This window comes from Microbulbifer sp. CNSA002 (assembly GCF_047324085.1).
Lineage (GTDB): Bacteria > Pseudomonadota > Gammaproteobacteria > Pseudomonadales > Cellvibrionaceae > Microbulbifer.
On record NZ_CP172449.1, the window covers coordinates 788,123 to 809,036 of the forward strand.

Annotated in this window: 20 protein-coding genes; 9 read left to right on the forward strand and 11 right to left on the reverse strand. The window is 49.6% G+C overall.

The genetic code is table 11. The features are described from left to right. Window positions 1-17: 17 nt before the first annotated feature. On the reverse strand, window positions 18-3,053 hold the full coding sequence (locus ACG1BZ_RS03485; protein ID WP_413664395.1) for an FAD-binding and (Fe-S)-binding domain-containing protein: 3,036 nt from the start codon (window positions 3,051-3,053) through the stop codon (window positions 18-20). Window positions 3,054-3,295: 242 nt separating this feature from the next. Between ACG1BZ_RS03485 and ACG1BZ_RS03490 the strand changes: the two genes are divergently transcribed. The 3 genes from ACG1BZ_RS03490 to ACG1BZ_RS03500 all read left to right on the forward strand — a co-directional run bounded on the left by ACG1BZ_RS03490 (window position 3,296) and on the right by ACG1BZ_RS03500 (window position 6,680). Continuing rightward, window positions 3,296-4,258, forward strand: a complete 963-nt coding sequence (locus tag ACG1BZ_RS03490; RefSeq protein ID WP_413664396.1) for a YbgA family protein — start codon at window positions 3,296-3,298, stop codon at window positions 4,256-4,258. Between the two features lie 74 nt (window positions 4,259-4,332). Beyond that, window positions 4,333-5,208 carry a MerR family transcriptional regulator gene (locus ACG1BZ_RS03495; RefSeq protein WP_413664397.1) on the forward strand — a complete coding sequence of 292 codons (876 nt, stop codon included), beginning with the start codon at window positions 4,333-4,335 and terminating at the stop codon, window positions 5,206-5,208. Next, window positions 5,205-6,680 (forward strand): cryptochrome/photolyase family protein, encoded by a 1,476-nt coding sequence (locus ACG1BZ_RS03500; protein WP_413664398.1) that lies wholly within the window; start codon window positions 5,205-5,207, stop codon window positions 6,678-6,680. Before ACG1BZ_RS03495 ends, ACG1BZ_RS03500 begins: the two co-directional genes overlap by 4 nt. Window positions 6,681-6,701: 21 nt before the next feature. Here the strand turns inward: ACG1BZ_RS03500 and ACG1BZ_RS03505 are convergent, their stop codons facing one another. Then, the gene (locus ACG1BZ_RS03505; protein ID WP_413664399.1) at window positions 6,702-6,902 is read right to left on the reverse strand and encodes a CPXCG motif-containing cysteine-rich protein; all 201 of its coding nucleotides are present in this window, start codon (window positions 6,900-6,902) and stop codon (window positions 6,702-6,704) included. A 128-nt stretch (window positions 6,903-7,030) separates the two neighbouring features. Between ACG1BZ_RS03505 and ACG1BZ_RS03510 the strand changes: the two genes are divergently transcribed. The 3 genes from ACG1BZ_RS03510 (at window position 7,031) to ACG1BZ_RS03520 (ending at window position 8,929) form a co-directional block, all read left to right on the forward strand. After that, a complete protein-coding gene (locus ACG1BZ_RS03510) occupies window positions 7,031-7,504 on the forward strand; it encodes a hypothetical protein (protein WP_413664400.1) in 474 nt (157 codons plus the stop codon). A gap of 191 nt (window positions 7,505-7,695) precedes the next feature. After that, a complete protein-coding gene (locus tag ACG1BZ_RS03515; protein WP_413664401.1) occupies window positions 7,696-8,136 on the forward strand; it encodes a YqaA family protein in 441 nt (146 codons plus the stop codon). Between the two features lie 34 nt (window positions 8,137-8,170). Continuing rightward, complete coding sequence (locus tag ACG1BZ_RS03520) at window positions 8,171-8,929, forward strand: hypothetical protein (RefSeq protein WP_413664402.1); 759 nt, start codon at window positions 8,171-8,173, stop codon at window positions 8,927-8,929. Window positions 8,930-9,439: 510 nt separating this feature from the next. Here the strand turns inward: ACG1BZ_RS03520 and ACG1BZ_RS03525 are convergent. The 3 genes from ACG1BZ_RS03525 to ACG1BZ_RS03535 all read right to left on the reverse strand — a co-directional run bounded on the left by ACG1BZ_RS03525 (window position 9,440) and on the right by ACG1BZ_RS03535 (window position 11,194). Further along, the gene (locus ACG1BZ_RS03525) at window positions 9,440-10,072 is read right to left on the reverse strand and encodes a 2OG-Fe dioxygenase family protein (protein ID WP_413664403.1); all 633 of its coding nucleotides are present in this window, start codon (window positions 10,070-10,072) and stop codon (window positions 9,440-9,442) included. Between the two features lie 191 nt (window positions 10,073-10,263). Further along, window positions 10,264-10,614 (reverse strand): S41 family peptidase, encoded by a 351-nt coding sequence (locus ACG1BZ_RS03530; RefSeq protein WP_413665841.1) that lies wholly within the window; start codon window positions 10,612-10,614, stop codon window positions 10,264-10,266. Beyond that, entirely contained in the window at window positions 10,601-11,194 is a 594-nt protein-coding gene (locus ACG1BZ_RS03535; protein WP_413664404.1) for a hypothetical protein, read from the reverse strand. Before ACG1BZ_RS03535 ends, ACG1BZ_RS03530 begins: the two co-directional genes overlap by 14 nt. Window positions 11,195-11,864: 670 nt before the next feature. Between ACG1BZ_RS03535 and ACG1BZ_RS03540 the strand changes: the two genes are divergently transcribed. Both ACG1BZ_RS03540 and ACG1BZ_RS03545 read left to right on the forward strand, forming a co-directional pair. Then, window positions 11,865-13,064 (forward strand): pyridoxal phosphate-dependent aminotransferase, encoded by a 1,200-nt coding sequence (locus ACG1BZ_RS03540; RefSeq protein ID WP_413664405.1) that lies wholly within the window; start codon window positions 11,865-11,867, stop codon window positions 13,062-13,064. A 139-nt stretch (window positions 13,065-13,203) separates the two neighbouring features. Further along, window positions 13,204-13,680, forward strand: coding sequence for an Lrp/AsnC family transcriptional regulator (locus ACG1BZ_RS03545; protein WP_108731811.1), 477 nt, complete (start codon window positions 13,204-13,206; stop codon window positions 13,678-13,680). A 53-nt stretch (window positions 13,681-13,733) separates the two neighbouring features. On the opposite strand, the gene ACG1BZ_RS03550 is transcribed toward ACG1BZ_RS03545, so the two are convergent. Both ACG1BZ_RS03550 and ACG1BZ_RS03555 read right to left on the reverse strand, forming a co-directional pair. Next, complete coding sequence (locus tag ACG1BZ_RS03550; protein WP_413665842.1) at window positions 13,734-14,783, reverse strand: HupE/UreJ family protein; 1,050 nt, start codon at window positions 14,781-14,783, stop codon at window positions 13,734-13,736. Next, entirely contained in the window at window positions 14,783-15,640 is an 858-nt protein-coding gene (locus ACG1BZ_RS03555) for a peptidyl-prolyl cis-trans isomerase (protein WP_413664406.1), read from the reverse strand. Before ACG1BZ_RS03555 ends, ACG1BZ_RS03550 begins: the two co-directional genes overlap by 1 nt. Before the next feature lie 230 nt (window positions 15,641-15,870). Here ACG1BZ_RS03555 and ACG1BZ_RS03560 point away from each other — a divergent pair, with 230 nt between their 5' ends. Beyond that, window positions 15,871-16,275 (forward strand): DUF4345 family protein, encoded by a 405-nt coding sequence (locus tag ACG1BZ_RS03560; protein ID WP_282934243.1) that lies wholly within the window; start codon window positions 15,871-15,873, stop codon window positions 16,273-16,275. A gap of 68 nt (window positions 16,276-16,343) precedes the next feature. Here ACG1BZ_RS03560 and ACG1BZ_RS03565 read toward each other — a convergent pair whose 3' ends face one another. The 4 genes from ACG1BZ_RS03565 to ACG1BZ_RS03580 form a co-directional block, all read right to left on the reverse strand. After that, on the reverse strand, window positions 16,344-17,174 hold the full coding sequence (locus ACG1BZ_RS03565; protein WP_413664407.1) for a sterol desaturase family protein: 831 nt from the start codon (window positions 17,172-17,174) through the stop codon (window positions 16,344-16,346). A gap of 178 nt (window positions 17,175-17,352) precedes the next feature. Then, window positions 17,353-18,420 carry a helix-turn-helix transcriptional regulator gene (locus ACG1BZ_RS03570; RefSeq protein WP_413664408.1) on the reverse strand — a complete coding sequence of 356 codons (1,068 nt, stop codon included), beginning with the start codon at window positions 18,418-18,420 and terminating at the stop codon, window positions 17,353-17,355. Between the two features lie 3 nt (window positions 18,421-18,423). Next, window positions 18,424-18,990, reverse strand: a complete 567-nt coding sequence (locus ACG1BZ_RS03575) for a lytic transglycosylase domain-containing protein (RefSeq protein WP_108731817.1) — start codon at window positions 18,988-18,990, stop codon at window positions 18,424-18,426. Between the two features lie 121 nt (window positions 18,991-19,111). Next, entirely contained in the window at window positions 19,112-20,839 is a 1,728-nt protein-coding gene (locus ACG1BZ_RS03580; protein ID WP_413664409.1) for a proline--tRNA ligase, read from the reverse strand. Window positions 20,840-20,914: the final 75 nt, after the last annotated feature.

The following is a 20,914-nucleotide window of genomic DNA, read 5'->3' on the forward strand; positions in this document are numbered from 1 at the left end:
CTTACGTCAGTAAATGCCTATTTATCCAGTTGCGCCAGTAGCCCCTGTAGCGGATGGCGCAAGGATACGCCTGCAAAGCGACTGGCCTGGCAACGACAGGAATAGCCGGTGGCCAACTGGTTTTCGCCACTGTTCAATCGGGGCGCCCAGGATTGCTGGAAAATGACTCGTGAGGTCTCTTTGTGATCTGCTTCGTGGCCATAGGTACCGGCCATACCGCAGCAGCCGAGGCTCTCGGTAGCGAGTTCCAGGCCCAGGGCAGTGAAAACATTTTGCCAGTCTTTCACCGAGGCGGTGGCATTGGTTTGTTCACTGCAATGGGGCAGAAGCTGGAAGCTGGCGGGTTCTATGCGGTGGCGCTGTTGTTCCAGGTGCTCCCGCTGGGAAGCCAGCCATTCCTGCAACAACTGGACCTTGGGGGCCCCATCGCCCATCAGCTTTTTATACTCCGAGCGATAAGTCAGGGTCATTGAGGGGTCGATGCCCACAAGGGGAATACCGCTGGCGGCGAGGTCGTTAAGCATCTGGCTGTTTAATTCAGCGACCCTCTGGAACTGGCGCAGGAAACCGTGCACATGCAGGGGTTTGCCGTTGGCGCGGTAGGGCGCCAGCATGGGGACAAAATCGAGCTGCTTTAGCAAGCGCACAATGTCGGCAACCACTTGGGCATCAAAATAACTGGTAAAAGCATCCTGTACTATCACCACTGCGCGACTGCGCTGTGCCGGGCCCAGGGACTCCAGGCAGGCCGCACTGGCGACAGGCACACCCAGCTCCGCCATAGTCGCTTTCAAGGTTTTTTCCGATAACAGTGGGCTGTCCACCATGCCGAACAGGCGCTCCATCAGAAAGGAAACTGGCTTGAGTTTTAGTGGCCAGTTGTATAACTGAGGTAGCTTGGCCAGGTGTGGCATCAGGAATTCCAGCCCACCGACGGCGTAATCTTTTAGCGGACGCAAATAGCGGCTGTAGTAGAGTTCAAGGAATTTGCTGCGAAACTCCGGCACATCCACTTTTATCGGGCACTGCCCTACACAGGATTTACAGGCCAGGCAGCCTTGCATCGCCTCGTTAACTTCGTGGTTGAAATCGTACTCTCCCCGGGTTTTTGCCAGGGAATTGATAATGCGCTTGGGGAGTCCGACAAAAAAGGAGCGTTCCCGCAGGCGCTGGGCACTGGAGACCGCATCAACATTTTTTTCGCTGAGCAATCGCAGCCATTCGCGCATTAATGAGGCGCGCCCCTTGGGAGAGTGAATACGGTTGCGAGTGGCCTTGTAGGAAGGGCACATGGCATCGTCGGGGTTCCAGTTAAAGCAAGCGCCATTGCCGTTGCAGTGCACACCTTCTTCATAGCCCTCCCAGACCTGGGCGGGAATTTGCCGGTCCCGCTCGCCTCGGGTGGATACCTCGTCAATTTTCAGCAGCTGGCTGTCATCATTTGGGGTAGCTATTTTCCCCGGATTGAGTTGGTTGCGAGGATCGAAGGTGGCTTTGATTTTTTGCAGCTCAGGGTAGAGCTCGCCAAAAAATTCCGGTGCGTATTCAGACCTGACACCTTTCCCATGCTCCCCCCACAAAAGGCCTTTATATTTCTGTGTGAGGGCGACCACCTGATCGGTAATCGGACGAATTTGTGCGGCTTGCTCGGGGTCTTTCATATCAATTGCCGGGCGCACGTGCAGCACGCCCGCATCGACATGGCCAAACATACCGTAGTCGAGATTGGCCTTATCTAATACCGCGCGGAACTCAGCGATAAAATCCGCCAGGTTTTCCGGTGGTACCGCCGTGTCCTCGACAAAGGGAATTGGGCGTTTTTCTCCCTGGGCATTGCCCAGTAAGCCCACGGCCCGTTTGCGCATGGCCCAGATTCGATTGACCTCGGCGTGGCCTCGGGCAATGGAATAACCGAAACTTTTACCTGCTTGGCCAATAGCTTCATCAATATGAGCAGTAAATTGGGCCAGTGCCTGCTCCAATTCCTCTTCGCTATCGGCGGCGTACTCGACTAAATTAATGCCCTTGACCGGGCGATCGTCCGCTGGGAAAAATTCACTGACGCTGTGCCAGACGATATCTTCCATCGCCAGCTGCAACACTTTGCTGTCCACTGTCTCGATAGACATGGGACCGGCCAGCATCAGGTCTTTGGCGTCGCGTAGCGCCTCTTGAAAATGGTCGTACTTTAAATTGACCAGAGCGACACATTTGGGGATTGGCAACAGGTTGAGTTTTGCCTCGGCGATAAAACCCAGGGTTCCCTCTGAGCCACAGAGAACACTATTGAGGTTAAAGCCTTTATCGTCGCGAATATGAGCCAGGTCGTAGCCGGTGAGGCAGCGGTTGAGCTTGGGAAACTTTGCTGTGATTAATTCTGCTTTTGTACGCGCGATAGAATCACAGACTTGGTGAACCTGTGAAGAGCGTTTATCCCCGACACTAACTTGTGCCAGCTCCTCATCGTCGATCGGGGCCGAGTGCCAAATCTCACCGCCCAATAATACGGTGTGTAACTCCAGCACGTGATCGCGGGTTTTGCCGTAGACACATGAACCCTGGCCCGAGGCATCGGTATTGATCATGCCGCCAATGGTGGCCCGGTTACTGGTGGAAAGCTCCGGAGCAAAAAAGAGGCCGTGGGGTTTGAGTGCTGCATTCAGTTGATCTTTGACCACACCGGCCTGTACCCGGACCCAGCGCTTCTCAACATTGATTTCGAGGACCTGGTTCATATGGCGGGAGATATCCACAACCAGTCCATCGGTCAGGGACTGGCCGTTTGTACCGGTACCACCGCCACGGGGGGATAGCACTACCGAGTGAAACTCCTCCCTGTCAGCCAGCTCGGCGAGCAGCTGCAAGTCACGACTGTCGCGGGGATAAACAACGGCCTGGGGGAGGACCTGGTATATCGAATTATCGGTAGCCAGGACCGTGCGGCTGGCATAACTGGGGGTGGTATCGCCACGGAAACCTGCGTCCTTCAGTTCCTGCAAGAACTGCAAATAGAGCGCCTGAACCTCGTCGACTTCGCGCAATGCTGGAATCATGAGCTAATCCGTACTTTCCGGGAGGTGTGGGCCGCATCGCAGACCGGGGACTGGCGATAAGAGTGCGCGCAGCGCTAAATCTCGGAATGAACGCGGCTTTGCATTGTAGCTTTGGTTTGCATTTGCGCAAGCCACGGCGACCTTGCAGGAGATTTTCAAAAACTTATACAAAGGCAGAGCTTGTATAAGTTTTAGTGGCAGGCTATAAAAAAGGTAGGCCATTACCTGCTCACCTTGTGACTATGAATATTCAATTCCTGCCGCATAAGATTCCCGTTGGTATCAGCCGCTGTGCCGTGGGTGATCCAGTTCGATATAACGGTAGCCATAAGCACAGCAAAGTCTGCACTCAGCTGCTGGGTAATTGCTTTGATCTGCAAGCTTACTGCCCGGAAGTGGCAATAGGCTTGGGAGTGCCCCGCCCGCCAATTCACCTGATTGTCAGTGATCGCCTGCGCGCAGTTGGGCGCGATGACACCAATATCGATGTGACAGAGGACCTTGAGGCTTACGCAGATGAGATAAGCCCGGAGGTTGAGCAGTTGCGCGGTTTTATCCTGATGCAAAAGTCTCCCAGCTGCGGTGTGCGTACTACCCCCCATTACAAAGAAGATGGTCGCGGTGTAATGGCGCATTCGGCAGGTCTATTTGCTGCGCGTGTGAGAGAGAATTTTCCCCACCTCCCTATGGAGGAAGTCGGGCGACTGAATGCCAGCGATATTCGCGAGAACTTTTTAACCCGAGTATTTGCTTACGATGCCTGGCATCGCTATGTATCGCCGGATCCTCGACCCGCTAAAGTTATTGAGTTTTACACCGCTTATAAGTACCTCTTGTTAGCCCATAGCCAGCCTCTAACCCGTGCCTTGGGTCAGTTTGTTTCTAACTCTCGTGCGGTGACCCCCGAAGAGTTCGCTTATGAAATTCGTGGGCGGATTATGAATATTCTCTCCCAACATGCATCGCGCAAGGATCGAACCAATGCACTGATGCACAGCCAGGGGCATTTAAAGGGCTATTTAAGCCGGGAAGAGCGGGCTGAACTGGCCCAGCTTATCGAGGAGTACCGGCAAGGGCATAAACCGATTTCGGCGGTGCTTACTATGCTCCGTCATTACTTGCCGAGAAGCCCACACCACTTTATCCACAGCCAGGTCTTGCTCGCTGCCGAGCCGGCTGAATTAGGTTTATGTGAATTTCGATAATGAGCGTCATGTCAGCCCCAGAAGTTGTTGAAAAAAACTATTTTCCGATTCGTGAGATAGCTCGGAGGACCGGGGTGCACCCCGTGACCTTACGGGCCTGGGAGCGCCGCTATGGTTTACTAAAACCCATGCGCACCAGCAAAGGGCATCGACTTTATAGTGAAGAGGAAGTCGAGCAGATTGAAAAGGTCCTGCAATGCCTCGCCAGGGGCGTTTCCATTGGTCAAGTGCGAGACCTGTTGGCGAGAGAGCAGGACAAATTGGGGTTGCCAGCGACTACAGGCGATGGAAAAAACAATTGGCAGGCGATGCTGGATGAAACCTCCAGTCTTCTCAGAGACTTTGCAGAACCCCAGCTGCGCCGCCGTCTCGATCAGTGGTTTTCCTCATTCCCTGCCGCTTTGCTATTGGAGCACTGGTTGAAACCTTTGCATGTGCGGCTTGAGCGATTTCGCCTAACTGAAGCCCATGGAGCGCAGACATTTTTCTGGCCTCTGTTAAATGAACAGCTACTTCTGGCTAATGGTATGGCCAGGAAAAACCTGGACAAAGACAAGTCCCAGGCGAAGCCCCGTGTTCTTTTACTGGAAATTGGCGTTCAGGGCCAACAGGCATTTATACAGATGTTTATTGCGGTACTCCTTGCCGCAGGAATAGAGGTCGTTACCCTGGCTTATCCTGCGGGATTATTGGAGCTGGGAAGTACGGTCAAAAAACTGGGTGCTCAGGGAGTGCTTTGCTATAGCCACAAGGCTCTGCCGAAAAATATTCTTGAACGTGAGCTACCAAGTGCTGTTCAGGGGATGACGGATCCTCTGTGGCTTGCGGGTGATTTTATTGAGGTGCAGCGTTTGGCTTTGACTGAACTGAACCGACTCCCTTTAACAAAAGTACTTGCCGGAAATACAGAGAGTGCAGTTACACAATTGCGGGAGTCTTTAAAGCTATGAGTCGCCCAGTGACTTTGCCGCGTGGCCTGGTATGGCTACGCAGTGACTTACGCCTCAATGATAATTCAGCACTTTACCAAGCCAGTGTGCAATGTAAGGAGGTGGCTGCTGTATTTATTGCCTGTCCGGATACCTGGCAGAGCCAGGATGAAGGCAATCCGCTGGTGACTTTTCGTATCGCCTGTTTGCGTGAATTACAAGATGGATTAGAGGAGCGCAATATACCGCTGTACTTCATTGAAGTTCCTACTTTTGCTCAGGTTCCAGGGGTTCTTCAGCAAATAGCTGAGCGCCTGAATATCAATGCTCTCTATGCGAATGCTGAATATCCACTCAATGAGTTGCGCCGTGATAATGCAGTAAAAGATTTACTGACAAAAGAGGGGGTTCAGGTTCAGTTCTACAGTGACCGCACCCTGCTTCCACCGGGAGCAGTAAGAACCGGCGGAGGGGAACCCTACAAGGTGTTTACCCCATTCAAGCGTGCACTGATTCAATTGTGTGCCGATAGTGAAATAAAAACCTTACCTAAGCCTCGGAAAATTTCAAACCGGGAAAATGGAGCACATTGGCCAAAGTGGTTTTCTTTATCTGAAGGGCAGAAATTAAGCCAAAAGATTCCAGCGCAACTGTCGACATACTCGATAGATAAGATCGACAATGAAGGCCTGATTAAAGGTTGGCAAGCAGGAGAAAAGGCGGCACTGAAACAGCTCAAGAAGTTCAGTGGAAAAATATCTGCTTATCAGGCAGAGAGAGACTTTCCAGCACTCGATAGTACCTCCTGTTTATCCCCCTACCTAAATAGTGGCGCTGTTTCGATTCGCCAATGTATAGCTATGGCGCTGGATATGAACGAGGGACGTTGGCTGGGTGGAGATGATGGGGCGGCCTGTTGGATTAGCGAATTAATCTGGCGGGAGTTTTATACCCATTTGTTGGTGGACTTTCCCCGTCTGAGTAAAGGGAGGCCATTCAAGCAGGAGACTGACCAAATCCCCTGGTCCTACAATAAGGGTCAGTTTGAGCGTTGGACTTTGGGTGAGACTGGGGTTCCGATAGTTGATGCAGCGATGCGACAGTTAAATGAGACTGGCTGGATGCATAATCGACTGCGTATGATAGTAGCTTCATTTCTCAGTAAAAATATGCTGATAGATTGGCGATGGGGTGAGCGCTACTTTATGCAGCGCTTAATTGATGCAGACTTTGCTTCCAACAATGGGGGCTGGCAGTGGACTGCCTCCACGGGTACTGATGCTGCTCCCTATTTCCGTGTATTTAATCCTTATAGTCAGTCGCAACGTTTTGATCCCAATGGAGATTTTATCCGCAAGTTTATACCTGAGCTAAAGGAGCTGAGCGACAAAGCCATACACGATCCACCGCCGACTCAAGGCTATCCTCAAGTGATTTGCGATGTGGGGGGTGGACGGAAGCGAGCGATTGAAGTTTTTGCCAATTTGAAGTGAATTTGAGTGCGACAATGCGATTTAGAACGCTTCATCCTCAGTATGAGCCACGATAGATAGCTCGCCATTTAAATCGAGTTCCACAGAGAAAACGATAGGCCTACAGCAAACTTGGCAGTCCTCAGTGTACTGTTGAGGCAAAACTGATGAATCAACCAGTATTTTTATGATTTCACCACAATAAGGGCAGTAAATACTTCTCTCCACTATTACCTCTGGCACAGGATAACTCCGTCTGGTGATTGTCAGATTTCCTTCTTTAGTCCATGCGAATTAATAGCATAACTATACTTCAACCTTTAGTCAGTCCCCTCTAATTGCAGAGTTACTCAAAATAGGAAGCGGTAACCATGAAAATTGCTATGGCGCTGTTGGTTGTCGTATTTATTGTTTTTTCATCTGAGATGTATGCAAGCTCGCGCAGTGAAGTATCTGATCTTATTAAAAATTTTTACAGCACATTTAATAGTTCATCTCCGCCGAGTAGTTTAAAGAAGTACTTTGCTCAATCCCCTTTATTTTTTATCGGTGAGCAGCCGGGGTTGTCTAATCATCCCGATTTAATCCCAGTAATTATCGGCCAGTTGCGTAAAACTATGGATCTAGAGACATATCCATTTTCCGGATTATATATAGAGAAAATTTATGTTTCAGAAGATGGCTCAGCAACATCGCTTGTTGTTTTTCAGCGATCCAAATCAAAAGAAAGGAATAGGAAAGCTACCTGCAATATCTTGTCGATAGCAAAACTGGAAGGTGGCTGGAGGATTATGGGGTGGACACTGATTTCTACTTCGGATGAGCGGGTCTGTACTTGGGCCTAAGTAAGTCTGGGTAAGGTTATGAATTCTAAAGTGTGTTAACAAGGGTGAATATAAAAAGTAGAGGCTTGTGGCTAGTATCGCTATCACTGACGAGGCGGGTTGTTGGGATGTCCCCCTTTTTCGATTATAGTGGCGCAATTATAAGTATAGATAGAAGGAATGCCGAGTTTAGCTAGGTATGAGTCGTCACTATGGGGTACTTTCTTGAGTTTGGATTTTTGGGGCTTTTCGTATCAGCATTCCTGGCAGCGACCATTCTGCCGCTAAGCTCAGAAATTGTAATGACTGGTCTATTGCTCCAGGGGCTCTCCCCTTGGATCCTGATAATAGTCGCCACTACTGGGAATGTAGCGGGCTCTCTTCTCAATTATGCATTAGGCTACTGGGCCAGTTTGGGCGTGATCAAGAAATGGTTGAGAATATCTGAAGAGGAATTTATAAAGGCTGAACAGAGATTTAAAAAATATGGGGTATTCTCCCTGTTTTTTTCCTGGGTGCCTATTATTGGTGATCCCCTTACTGTAATGGCTGGTATTCTAAGAATTCGCTTGGTTTGGTTTTTGTTGTTGGTTGCCACGGGTAAATGTCTACGCTATCTGGTGGTTTACTATATGGTCTTGCAAGCATCTTGATGCGGATATTAAGTTAATAAGAGATTTTATTTGAGTGTTTTCACAAAAATTTGAAGTACGAAGAAAAGACGTATTTAAAATGAAGTCAGGCTCTCCTTCAGGGCGGCAGCCAATCGATAGTAGCTATATACTTGATTTGGCAGAAGTGGAACCGGGTATCTACTTGGTTGAGTATCCTAATGCATTTGGCACCTGGTTAGCCTCGTTTCAAGGAAACTCCCATCTCCTGTCGAAAGTGGATTTTCTAAATCAGTTTAGTTTCTCCTTTTCTATTCAAGTGGGGGATGATGGAGAGCTGTCTTTAATCCATAAAGAAGAGGTTGTGAAGTTTTGCTCAGTAATTGAGTATGGGCTTGTTACACAAGGGGTTGATAAGAAAGAATTAGATTTATTGTCTCTAATAGAACAAAATATTTGTAATGAGGTTAAAGTAATTCTTGGTGATTACAAACAGTTTTTAGATATGGAGGAGGGGTTTTACGATATAGAGAATGGGGCCATTAAATGTAGCTCCCTATATATTGGCCAGTATGATGAAGGTACCTATATTGTAACTCTCTCAGGGGTACGAATGGCCCAGAGTATTTCAAGTTCAGACTTAAAGAGAGCTTTTGTTGATTTTGAAAGTGGGGCTTTCCAATCTGTTGATGACTATAAAAATGTAAATCTAAAAGTCAAAAGGGTTTTTGTTAATGCTCTAGGTGAATTGATAGGGTATGCTAACCATCTGAGAGCTAACTCCAGATTGTATGATAAAAATCAACTTCTTGTAATTGAGAAGTGTGAGCCTTAATGAGTTTATGCAGTTATGGCTCTAGACAGTGAAGGTGGTGGTATCTAAGGTTAATCTTGACAGTTATTTTTTAGAAAATGACATTGTTTAAGAATTTCCTTTCTCTGTTGTGATGAAAATAGGTTTAAATCAACATGGGCTGAGTGGTTGTGTCCCGTTATGGAAATGGAGTTAGGTGGTTTGCCGTGTGTTTTAATTGAAAGTTTATCTGACATTGGAATGATTATATTGCCATAGAGTGATCTATAAATGATGTGACTATCCGTGAACTCAAGGCTATACTCGTCTACCTTTCCTTTTCCTGAGTTAAATATTAATAGCCAGAGTGTGGTCAGCACTGGGATTAAGCATAATCCTACTAGATATATTTCTAGGACTTCCGTTTCTTGGGGGGCTTTAAATATATAAGCTAGTGTTAGGTATAGAGATAAAGGTAGACTGATTTGGATGGCCAGTCTTTTGGATCTAAAAATAATTCCCTGTGATCTAGATTGGGTAAACTTCATATTTTTATATATTGATTGTATTGCTGTGTAATGTAATTACCACAACATCTCTAACAGCCTCCCCTGGAAAAAGAGGGGTGATGGGGCTTACGTAGTGTTTGAGTGACCTGTCGTTCAAAACTAAAGCTTTTCCTGGGGTTAGTGTGCCATGAAATATAATTTCATTTTCATCCAAGCTGCTGATGAATGACTCGCCTCCATTGACATTATTCCTATTAATACAATTAATCGCTACATAGTCAAACCCATCTTGGTGAAAACCTTCAGGGGTGGGATAAGCGTTGAATTCATCTGTAGCACGAACTCTTATCTGGTGGCATCCGACCTGATACTCGTTTGCCGGTATATATTGGCTGGATACTAGGTGCCTTACAATGCTCTGCGAAAATATTTTAGCACTTGGTTCCAGTGCGGGGTAGTGACGCTCTATATCCCCGAGGTATTTGTTAATCGTTTTACTTTGCATGAAAATGGTACTAGAGCTCCATTCGATTGAGTTGCCACGATATAATCCTGAGCAATATGTTCGATAACGATATGAATATTGGGATTTTAAATATTCATCTGGAGGGAGTCGAGCAAAGCTGTCCTCAAGATCCTCAGGGATATGTCTACGAATTTGGGTAAACTGAAACATCTGACTTGCCTCATAATACGAATAAGATGAGGTTTACATTAGAATTTTAATGTGAATGACTGTTCTTCAAAATTTTTAAACGCCGTTTTTTGTTTGTAAGATATTAAATTAATCTGGGAAGGGAGGCTAATGACTAGGCCTCCCTCCTGATTTAATAGACTGAATACTTATTGTAAGGAGGGTGAGGTAATTTAAAGGCTAACGAGATCTTGTAGCTTTTGCTGGATTTCTTTTAAATGTTCCGGGTGTGCAGTAGAGATTTTGGCCTCTTGTAAAGCGAGTCTATAGGCTGTTGAAAGTGCTTTCTCCCGAGATGTCTCGATATCTGGTTTTACACCAGTCCCCTCCCAGTTAGTTTTGGTAATCGGATTAACTGCCTTGGCGATAGGGATTGCTATTGTAAAGCCATTCTCAAGGGAGAAGTACTGCCAGGGATTTGCCCCACCTTTGGTAGCCTCTCCAATAATGGTTGCACGGTCCAGGTGCTTTAAATAGTACGCAAAGGCCTCTGCTGCTGAGAAGGTATCGCTACTGGTTAATATATATACCGGGGTAGCTTGCTACCTTTTTACCCTGAACCTTTTCCTGACTCCAAATCTCTGTAATATTGCCCGCTGGCTTCCAGTGGATGCTATTGAGGTGGGTGGGTTTATCAAAAAGATAACCGCTGATAAGGCCGCCCATAAAGCCATTGCCACCACTATTCTTTCTCAGGTCAAAAATAATAGCGCTAGTATCTTGGATTAACACTATAGCTGCAGCCACTCGACCTTGGGACTCCTCGTTAACATGGTCAAACCCCCAGAAATCAATATAGCCGATGTTACCCTCTAAAACTTCGACTCGGGTAAATCCAGAATTTTTTCTACTGAGCTTACTAAACCAATCTTCGTGTTTCGGCTGCTGTTGGGGAGATTCTGGATCATCCCAGCTTACACCAAAGTGTTTATCATGATTTGTTAAATCGGATTTAATAATTCCAGCCACTGACTCTGTATCAGTGGCTTGTCTGAATGCCTCTGATTCTGCAACTTTATCTAATGAAGAGTGAATAGCTTCCAGGTTTTCTTGCAAGACATAGTTGGAGGCAATCTTTTTCTCGATAGAATTAACAAGCTCCAACTTCCTTTCCTGAGAAATTTCAGCGCCGATTGCCGTAAGTGAACAGGAGAGCAAAAGTTAGGTTAGTAATTGTTTCATCTTATCCATGATTTATATTTACTTATTGGTTTTCAGGTGTTAACGATAACACGCAATCAAGTCGTAATAGATAGTCTCGGAAGCCCAAAGCTGGTTAACATTAAGCATATCCAGAGGCGCTAAGGGGCCAGTTTCGCACCTATACCGGGATTGGAGCTTGCCCTCCATCTTTGAAGATTAAAGTTAATCTAAATACAGCGAAAACTTGAGGGAGATTGCTGCGAGCCAGGTGAAAGGGGCATGGGGCGCGGACGGGATGTCAAAAAAGAACATCGCAATGAAGCTTTGTCCATAGCCCTGGGATTTTCCTGGCTCCGGTTAATAGTATTCAATTGCAGTGGGATGGGGTGATACCTTGCTTGAGTTTTACTCATTACTCGCTCTCTCTGGGACGCCAGGATCGACCTGAGTAACTGAGACTAAAAATCTATTTCTAGTCGCGATCCGCGCGAACACACTGGCCCCCGCATTATCTGCGGGAATACCTGAGAAAAGCTCCCTCTAATGCGAAATTGACGGTCATATAGCGGCACCGATTACCCAGATGGTTGTTACCTTAGCCCCTATAAATGGCTGCTAAATAGTGAAAAACGTGACAAATTTTACCCCCAGGTTCAGCTTGCAAAGTGAGGCTTTGAATGGTGAGGACGCCAATGTTTGGGCTGTGAGTGACCGGGCTCACGATCTCGCCAATAAAGGGGAGGATGTCATCTTTCTCTGTGTAGGTGATCCCAACTTTGACACCCCCGAGCCGATCCTCGACTTTGCCCGCGCTCGCCTGGGAGTGGGGCGCACCCACTATTCCCCTGCGGCCGGGGAGCCAATGTTGCGCAGGGCTATCGCGGATATCGAGAGCAAGGTCTCTCCCCACCCCTGTAATCCGGATGATGTTGTTGTTTTCCCCGGTGGAACCAACGCTATCTACGCAGTACTTGCCTGCCTGCTAAACCCCGGTGAGGAGATAGTAATTCCCGAGCCGATGTATATCGGCTATGTCCCCATTTGTGATGCCTTGCGCCTCTCCGTAAAGCGAGTGACTTGCCCGGCGGAGACCAATTTCGCTTTTGATGTTGACGCTATCAAGGCCTCCATCAGTGAGCAGACCAAGGTCGTTATGATCAATACGCCGGTAAACCCGACTGGCGCGATGGCTACCCCTGAACAATTGCGCGAGTTGGCGGCATACTGCCGCGAGCGCAATATTTGGCTGGTGTGTGATGAAGTTTATTCAATGATCACCTTTGCCCGCCGCCACACCTCTCTGCGTACGGCAGCGGAGTCGCTGGATAATATTGTTGTGGTTGATGGCTTGTCCAAATCCCACGCCATGAGTGGCTGGCGCCTGGGGTGGGCAGTGGCTCGTGGTCCCCTGGTAGATCGTTTGATTGCTTTTGCAGGGGCGACAATTTTTGGATGCCCTCAGTTCATCCAGGAGGCTGCAGCCTTTGCCCTGGAGTTTGATAGCTACTTCGTCAAGCAGATGCGGGATGCCTATCAGCAGCGTCGAGACCTGATTGTTGAGAGGATTGGCCAGATACCAGGCTTGAGTTGCTACAGCCCTGAGGCTGGGATGTTTGTAATGGTGGATGTCTCCAAGGTATCCAGCTCCGGGCAAACCTTCGCTGAAGCTCTTTTGGATGCTGAGCGGGTCTCGGTACTGCCTGGCGCGCCCTTTGGTAGCAGTTCAGTGAATCATGTTCGCCTCACCCTGGCGGCTGATGAGGCCGAGTTGTCGCGGGCCTTGGATCGCATTGAACAGTTCGTCACCAGTGGTAACCGCCAGGCCGGTTAGGCCTTTGCCGGGAGGCTGGTTGTCGCCAAATTCGCCTTTGAAGTGATGACAAGTTTCCCATGCCGGTGGCTGTAATGTTTATGCCACCGGCGAATACCGCTATCCTTGCCCCCTTTCAGATTCAAAAGAAAATAGCTCCGTGAAAATTGACCGGCATAATTTGCGTATTTTGCAGGCCCTGCAATCAAACGCACGTACAAGTAACCTGAATTTGAGTGAAAAAATTGGATTATCGGAAAGTGCCTGCCTGGCCCGGGTTAAACGCCTGACCAGTGAGCGCTATATCCGCGAGTTCTTTGCCGAGATAAACCTGGATAAAGTTCGGCATGCAGAGTTTTATGTAAACGTTGCGCTTAAGCGGCAGGATGCCCGTACCAGTGAGAACTTTCGCCGCATTATTAGCGATATTCCACAGATTGTTTCCTGTGTGAAGATGTCTGGTGAGTTCGACTATATGCTGCATTTCGTCTGCCCGGACGCGGCAGATTTTAATCGAGTCTCAGAGCAGTTGTTGGCCAATGAAGAGGCGGCGATTTCCCGTATGACTTCTCATTTGGTGATTGAGAAAACCAAGCCTTTTACCGGCTACCCACTGGAACTCTTGTTTCAGGACTGAGCCTTAAATTAACCGGTGCCCGTGATTTGCAGGGCGCCGGTTAATGTTCTCTGTTATGGGAAAACAATAAGCAGGATGCGCTCAATCACCCAGTAGCAGGCAATGCCCCCCAGCGTATACGCGACCACCGTAGCGACTGGTATTCCGATACCTCCACCCTCCCCGAAAGAGTATTGTTCGCGGTTCCGAATGGCATACCCTGGCCAGAGTTTAAGGAGCTTTTGATACAAGTTGATTGCTGTAAGAACAGCAGTGATAAATACTAATTGCCCCACTTCCACACCGAGATTAAAAGTCAGTAATGCCTGGGGAATAGCCCCCTGGGGAAGCCCAATTTCCCCCAGTACACCGGCAAAACCCAAACCGTGTAAAAGTCCAAAAGCAAAGGCAACTGCCCATGGGTAGCGACTGGTCAAACTGAAAACACCATGCCTCTGGCGTACAGCCTCTCTGGCTGCCAGTAAAATACTGAGGGCGATAATCGCCTCCACTGGCGCTGATGGCAGATGGATATAGCCCAGTACGGCAGCTGCCAAGGTAATACTGTGGGCGATAGTGAAAGCAGTGATAGTGCCGATCAGCTGGCGAAGGCTTTGTTTGAGTAAGATCAGGGCCAAAACGAACAGCAAGTGATCGACACCGAGAAGAATATGTTCAACGCCCAGCACAAAGTAAGTTTGAGCGATTTGGAACTCGCTGGTGGGTTGGTCAAGGGTCCATTCTGGCTGGTCCGGTGTCAGTCGGATAACTTGCTCGCGCCCATCTAGCCAGGAGAGCCACACTAGCGCATCGGTCATTGTGCTCTGTAGGCCATCGATATGAATAGATAGCTGTTGTAGCTCCCTGGGGTGATGGATGGTCCAGTGCTCTGTGTAGTAGCCCTTACTTATTTGCGCTCTGGGTTGGCTTAGGGGGGAGGCAGCTTGGTCCAAATGGACATTCAGAGCTAGGCGAAGATCGCCTTGTGCGGGCAATCGCCAAAGTACTTTAAATAATTGTGCATCAACTTGAGTTATGCCCAGGTAAGCCGGGCGCAGTTCGTGGGCAGATAGTATTGGGGTAAAGCTGAGGAGCAGAATGAACAGGAGTGGCCGGATGTGCATCACTTGACGGCAACCTCGGCTGAGAGGTTATCCGGCTTGTGGACAGTGACCTCGTAGTTTTTACGGTACTGGAGATACTGCTCCTGCAGAATCTTCTTTTGCGCCTGGAATTGCCAATCATTTAGTACGCGGCTGCGTATTTCAGCCAATGCCGGTAGCTGGGTGGACTTGATTTCCTCAAGGAGGACCAGGTGATCACCTAAGGTCGAGCGGACTGGACCACTCCACTTGCCAATAGGCAACTTGGACAATTGAGCGGAAAATCCCAGCCCAAATTGCCTGTCTATTCGTGGCTTTGAAGTGTCGATAAAAGCAGCTGGCAGTAGGGTTGAGTCTCCAATCATTGGGAAAGCCTGACCGCTGTTTAGCTGCATGAGTAAGTCGTTAAAATCACGTGAATCTGATGAGGCCAGATCCACTGAGAAAAATCGTTGTTGGAAAGATAGGGTGGGGGGATTCTGGTATTTATCAGCCTGACCTTGAAGGAATTTCTCCAATACTCGATCGCCAGGGTCTTGAGTGTCAGCGAAATTACGCGCCGTAAGTTCCATTTTCATTCGTAGGCGGCGGCGGATTACCGTATCGTTCTCGGCTAATCCCAGGGCAAGCGCTTCCCTGTAAAGTATTTCCTCTCTTAGGTAATTCTCAATAAGTTGCTCCAGCTCGCTATCGGTGGGGTACCTGTGCCACTTGCGCTCAAACACCGAACGTAGATGTTCGACGCGCCCCTCGCTGATAACAATCTCTTGTGCAGGCGGTTCCAGGATTTCTCCCAATCCCAATAGGATTAGGGCGATCGAAATAAAATACAGCAGGGGCTCTTTCGCCAATGACTTGAGGAAGGTGGTGGTATTCAAAAGCGCGGCCCTTATTTTGGAGTGGGTCGGAGTTGCGCTGTGGATTCTAATTATGGAAAGACATTCTCAGTTTGCCAGTAAGAAAATATTGATAAATCCATCGCTTTGTACCAAATTGGTGAATTGTTCCGGCGTATGGCGGGGTGTGGCTCATATATACTGTGACAGTACTCCAAAGCGGTGTTCCCCTTGTATAGGGGTGAGTAACAGAAATTAGAGGGGAGAATCGATTGAAATATTTGGGAAGAGTCTATTTGACACTCAATCTATTGGTTTTTGCTTCTATTGGCCTCTGGGCCCTGTTTAAACCGCAGAGCCTTGCGAATGAAGTGGATTTTTCATTTGATACCCCCGAAGCCATGCCCGAGTTTATGGCCACTTATGGCGGGTTTATGTTGGCCATTGCGGTGATTCTACTGGTGGCTTTGGCTATGCGCCCGCACCGCAGGGTTGCTTACGCTGCGATGTCTATCGCCTATATCGGCTTCGCTCTTGGGCGCCTCTACGGAATGTTATTTATCAGTGGTTTTGATCAGCGCAATTTAGTGCTTTTTGCTATCGAAGTCGTCTTTGTGATCTGGGGACTTTACTGTTACCGAGAATCCCGCTGGTTGCCTTTGCAGCATGGCCATTAACACGGTTGTTACGGCTAGTAGAAAGGAGCCGGGAGAACCCCGGCGCCCATTTAAGTGATTTGAGTGGGTTAAGCGTGAGCTTTTGCGCCTTCTGCTGCGCTGTTGTCTATTTCCACCTCTTTTTCTCCCCCGTGTAATTGCCCATCCACTGCTTGCCGGAAGACTTGCTTGTAGTCCTTAAATTCTGTGCCCATCCAGCGATCCCACCAAGTGAAGTAAAAGCCGTAGTTACCCTGGAAGCGCTGGTGGTGCAAGTCGTGGTGAGTCGTGGTTGTGAGCCTGTCCATAGGGCCGTCGACCCAGCTGCGGGGGTGGAACTCGCGGCCAGTGTGCAGCATGGCGTTGCGGAAGATGCTGATAAATAAAAAGGTGAACCAAATAGTTGGATTAAGTGGCAGTATCAGGGCTATCAGGGGAGAGAAAGCGCCCATCAGGACCGCTTCACCTACGGAAAAACTGTATGCCGTCCAGGGCGTGGGTGTTCTGGACTGATGGTGTAGGCGGTGGAAGTGTTTAAACACCTTGGGATGGTGCATACCTCGGTGGGTCCAGTAAAAATAAGCGTCGTGGATCAAAATCACTACTGGCAGGCTGGCAATACTCCACCAGAGTGGATAATCGCTCCACTGCCAGTAAAATTTGGTCAGTCCCAGATCGTGCATCATGGTGGTAATAATCCCTACCAGGGTAAAGATACACACCGTTAATAGTGAATAACTCACCTCCCGCCGAATATCTTTCCACTCGGCACGACGCTTTTGGATACGGCGCCGGTTCATCCAGGTGCGAAACAGCCAGCCGGCCAAAATACTCATTACTGAAGCGGCCAGCACATAGCGAAATAAACTCAACTGGAAATGTTTGGCTCCGTCCTGGGATATGTCGACTAAAAAATCCATATTCTCACCATCATTATTCTTCTATTGAAGGGAGACTCACCGGTGTTAAATCGGGTCTCGGTGAGCCGGGCACGCAGCGGGAAAATCGCTTTCACCGCGCTCCCAGTCTGGGAGCCTTTTACTTTGCGGGCTTACGGAATATGAAAAAATGCTGACGGATTATTTCAGGAAAGGAGATTCAGGCGGGCAGCTTTTCCCGGCGGTACTCAGTGGGGGTTTGGCTGTGACGGCGCTTGAAAGCAGCGTTAAATGGGCTCAAGGAGCGATAGCCGATGTCCAGAGCAATGGTGAGTACTGGCAAATGGGCCTGCTCCGGGTCTGCCAACCGGTTGCTGGCCTCATCAATACGAAACTGATTTAGGTATTCGTTAAAATTGCGATAACCCAGATGGCGATTAATCAGCACACGCAGCACATGTTCGCGAATATCCAACTGCTCCGCGAGCTCCCTGATGGTGAGTCCGGTATGGCGATAACCACCGTTGTGCATATGTTCCTGTAATTTTTGCAGCTGGGTTTGCTGTTGTTCATCCAGTTCAGGTGGCGGAGCTAAAGGCTGTTCTTCCTCCTCTGGCTCGCTCCTCTTCGGGCGCGGCAGGGATTCTCCCAGAGCGCTGGGGGAAAGGGCCAGCAACCATAGGCAGGCAACCAGTGACAACAGGCTGGCAAATAGTGCGTGCAGTGTCGGTACACCGTTGGGAAGCGGGCGGTAAGCAAAGATAGATTCTGCGCCAATTACTACCAGCATATAGGCGCCGACGGCGATAAGTAGGGTTGTGCGCAGGCGTCGGCGCTCTGCGACCAAGTCCAGGTGAAACTGTCGTTGTAGTGTCAGTAGGCCGAGGCTGATTAAACCGAGTTTGAGTAGCTGCGAAAGGGTAAATAGTGGGGATTGCTGATCTGACGTCAATGGCAATGGTGCGTGGTAGGCGACTATGCCGATGACCAGGGTAATACCAATCGGAATCCAGCCCCACAGGGGAAAAGGCTCTTCCTCGCGGCATAACAGGTGAGTAAACAGCCAAAAAATTGCGGGAATCAGAGTAATTGGCAGGTTAAGCAAGAGCGCAGTAGGTCCACTCAGTTGTGGCAGGATGGGCCAGAGTAAATAGCAGATCACGGCTATCAGCAGGGCCAGTAAGCAGCGCCCGGCAACAAGCCGGTAGTGATGTATAGCAACCTTGGTTGCCGCCAATAAAAGAAGAGCGCATGCACCGCCGGAGAAAAATAAGTAGCCGGCGGTCATCGTTTATCTCCAGCGCTCGGCCCAGGCATCCAGGACCTTGCTGCTATAAGTATGGCGGCCGTAGCTACCATTGTAATAGGCGAGGGCGTTGGCTAGATTGCCTTTGGCTTTCTTGATGTAGTGTTTAAGAATGGTACATCCGTACCTTAGATTGGTGTCCATATCGATCAGGTTATCGTCGGGTCGACCGATTTCATTTTTCCAGAATGGCATTACCTGCATCATACCCAGAGCGCCAACGCGGGATATCGCATAGGGGTCAAAAGCACTCTCAATCTGGATAACCGCCAATACAATTTCCGGGCGCAGCCCGGCCCGAGTTGCCTCCCGGTGGACTGCTTTCAGTACGTGCATCCGCCGCTTGGGATCTTTGATATAGCGGGACAGAGGCTGGGATTTAGACATTAGCCACACTTCCGCATCGAAGCGGTCCACAAAGCTGTCGGCCTGGGTAACTGCGTCCTGCAGGGCGAGGCGCAACTCCGGGTCGATCTCGGCTCTACTGCTTTGAGCCTGGGCGGCACAGCAGGTAAGGCAGAGCAACAAGAGGGCGGTGGCTTTTTTTATCATGGGGTGATTCTACGAAAAGCCCGGCAAAATGGGCAGCGTGATTTTGTGACGCCGCCGATAAAAAGCACTTTTGCCGTAAGAGGTCCCGGCCTGCTTGGGGGCAGACCGGGCGGCTCGACAATTATTGATTAAATTTTTCCAATAACACTTCTTCGAGCTGGGATACGGCAAACTCCTGGCTTTCCGCATCTCCGCGACCTTTATATTCCACCACACCTTTTTCCAGGCCGCGATCGCCGATAACAATGCGGTGGGGAATACCGATCAGCTCCACATCGGCGAGCATAGCACCCAGTCGCGCTTTGGCTTCGTCCATCAGCAATACATCAATACCCTTGCTGCGCAGGGACTCATACAGGTGCTCGCACTTTTCCCTTACCACATCGCTCTTGTGCATATTGATTGGCACAATCGCCAGCTGGAAAGGTGCAATCGCAGTGGGCCAGATAATCCCTGAGTCGTCGTGGTTCTGCTCAATGGCCGCAGCAACGATACGGGAAACGCCGATGCCATAGCAGCCCATGGACATAACCTGCTCTTTACCGTTTTCATCCAGTACTGTGGCATTCATAGCGCGGCTGTATTTGTCGCCTAACTGGAAAATGTGGCCGACCTCGATGCCCCGTTTGATTTCCAGGGTGCCCTGGCCATCGGGACTGGCGTCGCCTGCCACTACATTGCGCAGGTCTTCGACGCGGCCCAACTCCACATCGCGACCCCAGTTCACACCGGTTAAGTGGTAGTCATCGCGATTGGCGCCGCAGATAAAGTCTGCCAGGTGCGCTGCAGAGCGATCCACAACAGTCTCGATCTTTATGCCCGCCGGGCCCAGGGAGCCAATGTTGCAACTGAGTTCTTCGGCGATGCGCTCTTCCGAGGCGAACTGAATAGGGCTGGCGATTCCAGCCAGCTTCTCTGCTTTTAATTCGTTCAGCTCGTGATCGCCACGCAGTACCAGGGCAATTAATGGAGCGGTTTCACCCTCTTCGCACTCGCCCAGAACAATCAGGGTTTTTACTGAGTGGGCGGGATCACTTTTCAAAAACTCGCTGACATCGGCGATGGTTTTTTGGTTCGGCGTATGAACTTCCTGCATTTCCTGCGACGGAGCAGGGCGCTCGCCAGCTGGGGCAACCGCTTCTGCCAATTCGACATTGGCGGCGTAGCGGGATTCTGTGGAGAAGGCGATATCGTCTTCGCCGCTCTGCGCCAGCACGTGGAATTCGTGAGAGCTGGAGCCACCGATTGAACCGGTGTCTGCCAGCACCGGACGGTAGTCCAGGCCAATGCGCTCAAAAACCTGGCAGTAGGCGCCGTGCATAATATCGTAGGTTTCCTGCAGGGAATCCTCGTTCACGTGGAAGGAGTAAGCATCCTTCATGGTGAATTCGCGCGCGCGCATTACGCCAAAGCGCGGACGGATTTCATCGCGGAATTTAGTCTGCACCTGGTAGAAATTGGCGGGCAACTGCTTATAGCTATTGATTTCACCGCGGATCAGGTCGGTGATGACTTCCTCGTGGGTCGGGCCCAGGCAGAAGTCATTGTTGTGGCGATCCTTGATGCGCAGGAGTTCGGGGCCGTACTGCTGCCAGCGGCCGGACTCTTCCCAAAGCTCTGCCGGCTGCACGACCGGCATCAGTACTTCCAGGGAGCCAGCGCGGTCCATCTCTTCGCGAACAATACGCTCGACCTTGCGCAACACCCGCAACCCGGTGGGCAGCCAGGTGTAGAGACCTGAAGACAGACGGCGGATCATGCCGGCACGCAGCATCAGCTGATGGCTGATCACCACTGCGTCGTTGGGAGTTTCTTTTTGGGTTGCGATGAGATAACGAGATGCGCGCATAGGAATTATATGGATTCTATTACGGGTAAGCTGGCTATTTTACGCTATTCGCTGGGCAATAAATATTGCCTGGGG

What these genes read in the sequence shown, in the direction of transcription:
- ACG1BZ_RS03485 (WP_413664395.1), bottom strand. Translation starts at nt 3,053, where the DNA reads ATGATTCCAGCATTGCGCGAAGTCGACGAGGTTCAGGCGCTCTATTTG.
- ACG1BZ_RS03490 (WP_413664396.1), top strand. Translation starts at nt 3,296, where the DNA reads ATGAATATTCAATTCCTGCCGCATAAGATTCCCGTTGGTATCAGCCGC.
- ACG1BZ_RS03500 (WP_413664398.1), top strand. Translation starts at nt 5,205, where the DNA reads ATGAGTCGCCCAGTGACTTTGCCGCGTGGCCTGGTATGGCTACGCAGT.
- ACG1BZ_RS03510 (WP_413664400.1), top strand. Translation starts at nt 7,031, where the DNA reads ATGAAAATTGCTATGGCGCTGTTGGTTGTCGTATTTATTGTTTTTTCA.
- ACG1BZ_RS03515 (WP_413664401.1), top strand. Translation starts at nt 7,696, where the DNA reads ATGGGGTACTTTCTTGAGTTTGGATTTTTGGGGCTTTTCGTATCAGCA.
- ACG1BZ_RS03525 (WP_413664403.1), bottom strand. Translation starts at nt 10,072, where the DNA reads ATGTTTCAGTTTACCCAAATTCGTAGACATATCCCTGAGGATCTTGAG.
- ACG1BZ_RS03550 (WP_413665842.1), bottom strand. Translation starts at nt 14,783, where the DNA reads ATGCACATCCGGCCACTCCTGTTCATTCTGCTCCTCAGCTTTACCCCA.
- ACG1BZ_RS03565 (WP_413664407.1), bottom strand. Translation starts at nt 17,174, where the DNA reads ATGGATTTTTTAGTCGACATATCCCAGGACGGAGCCAAACATTTCCAG.
- ACG1BZ_RS03570 (WP_413664408.1), bottom strand. Translation starts at nt 18,420, where the DNA reads ATGACCGCCGGCTACTTATTTTTCTCCGGCGGTGCATGCGCTCTTCTT.
- ACG1BZ_RS03575 (WP_108731817.1), bottom strand. Translation starts at nt 18,990, where the DNA reads ATGATAAAAAAAGCCACCGCCCTCTTGTTGCTCTGCCTTACCTGCTGT.
- ACG1BZ_RS03580 (WP_413664409.1), bottom strand. Translation starts at nt 20,839, where the DNA reads ATGCGCGCATCTCGTTATCTCATCGCAACCCAAAAAGAAACTCCCAAC.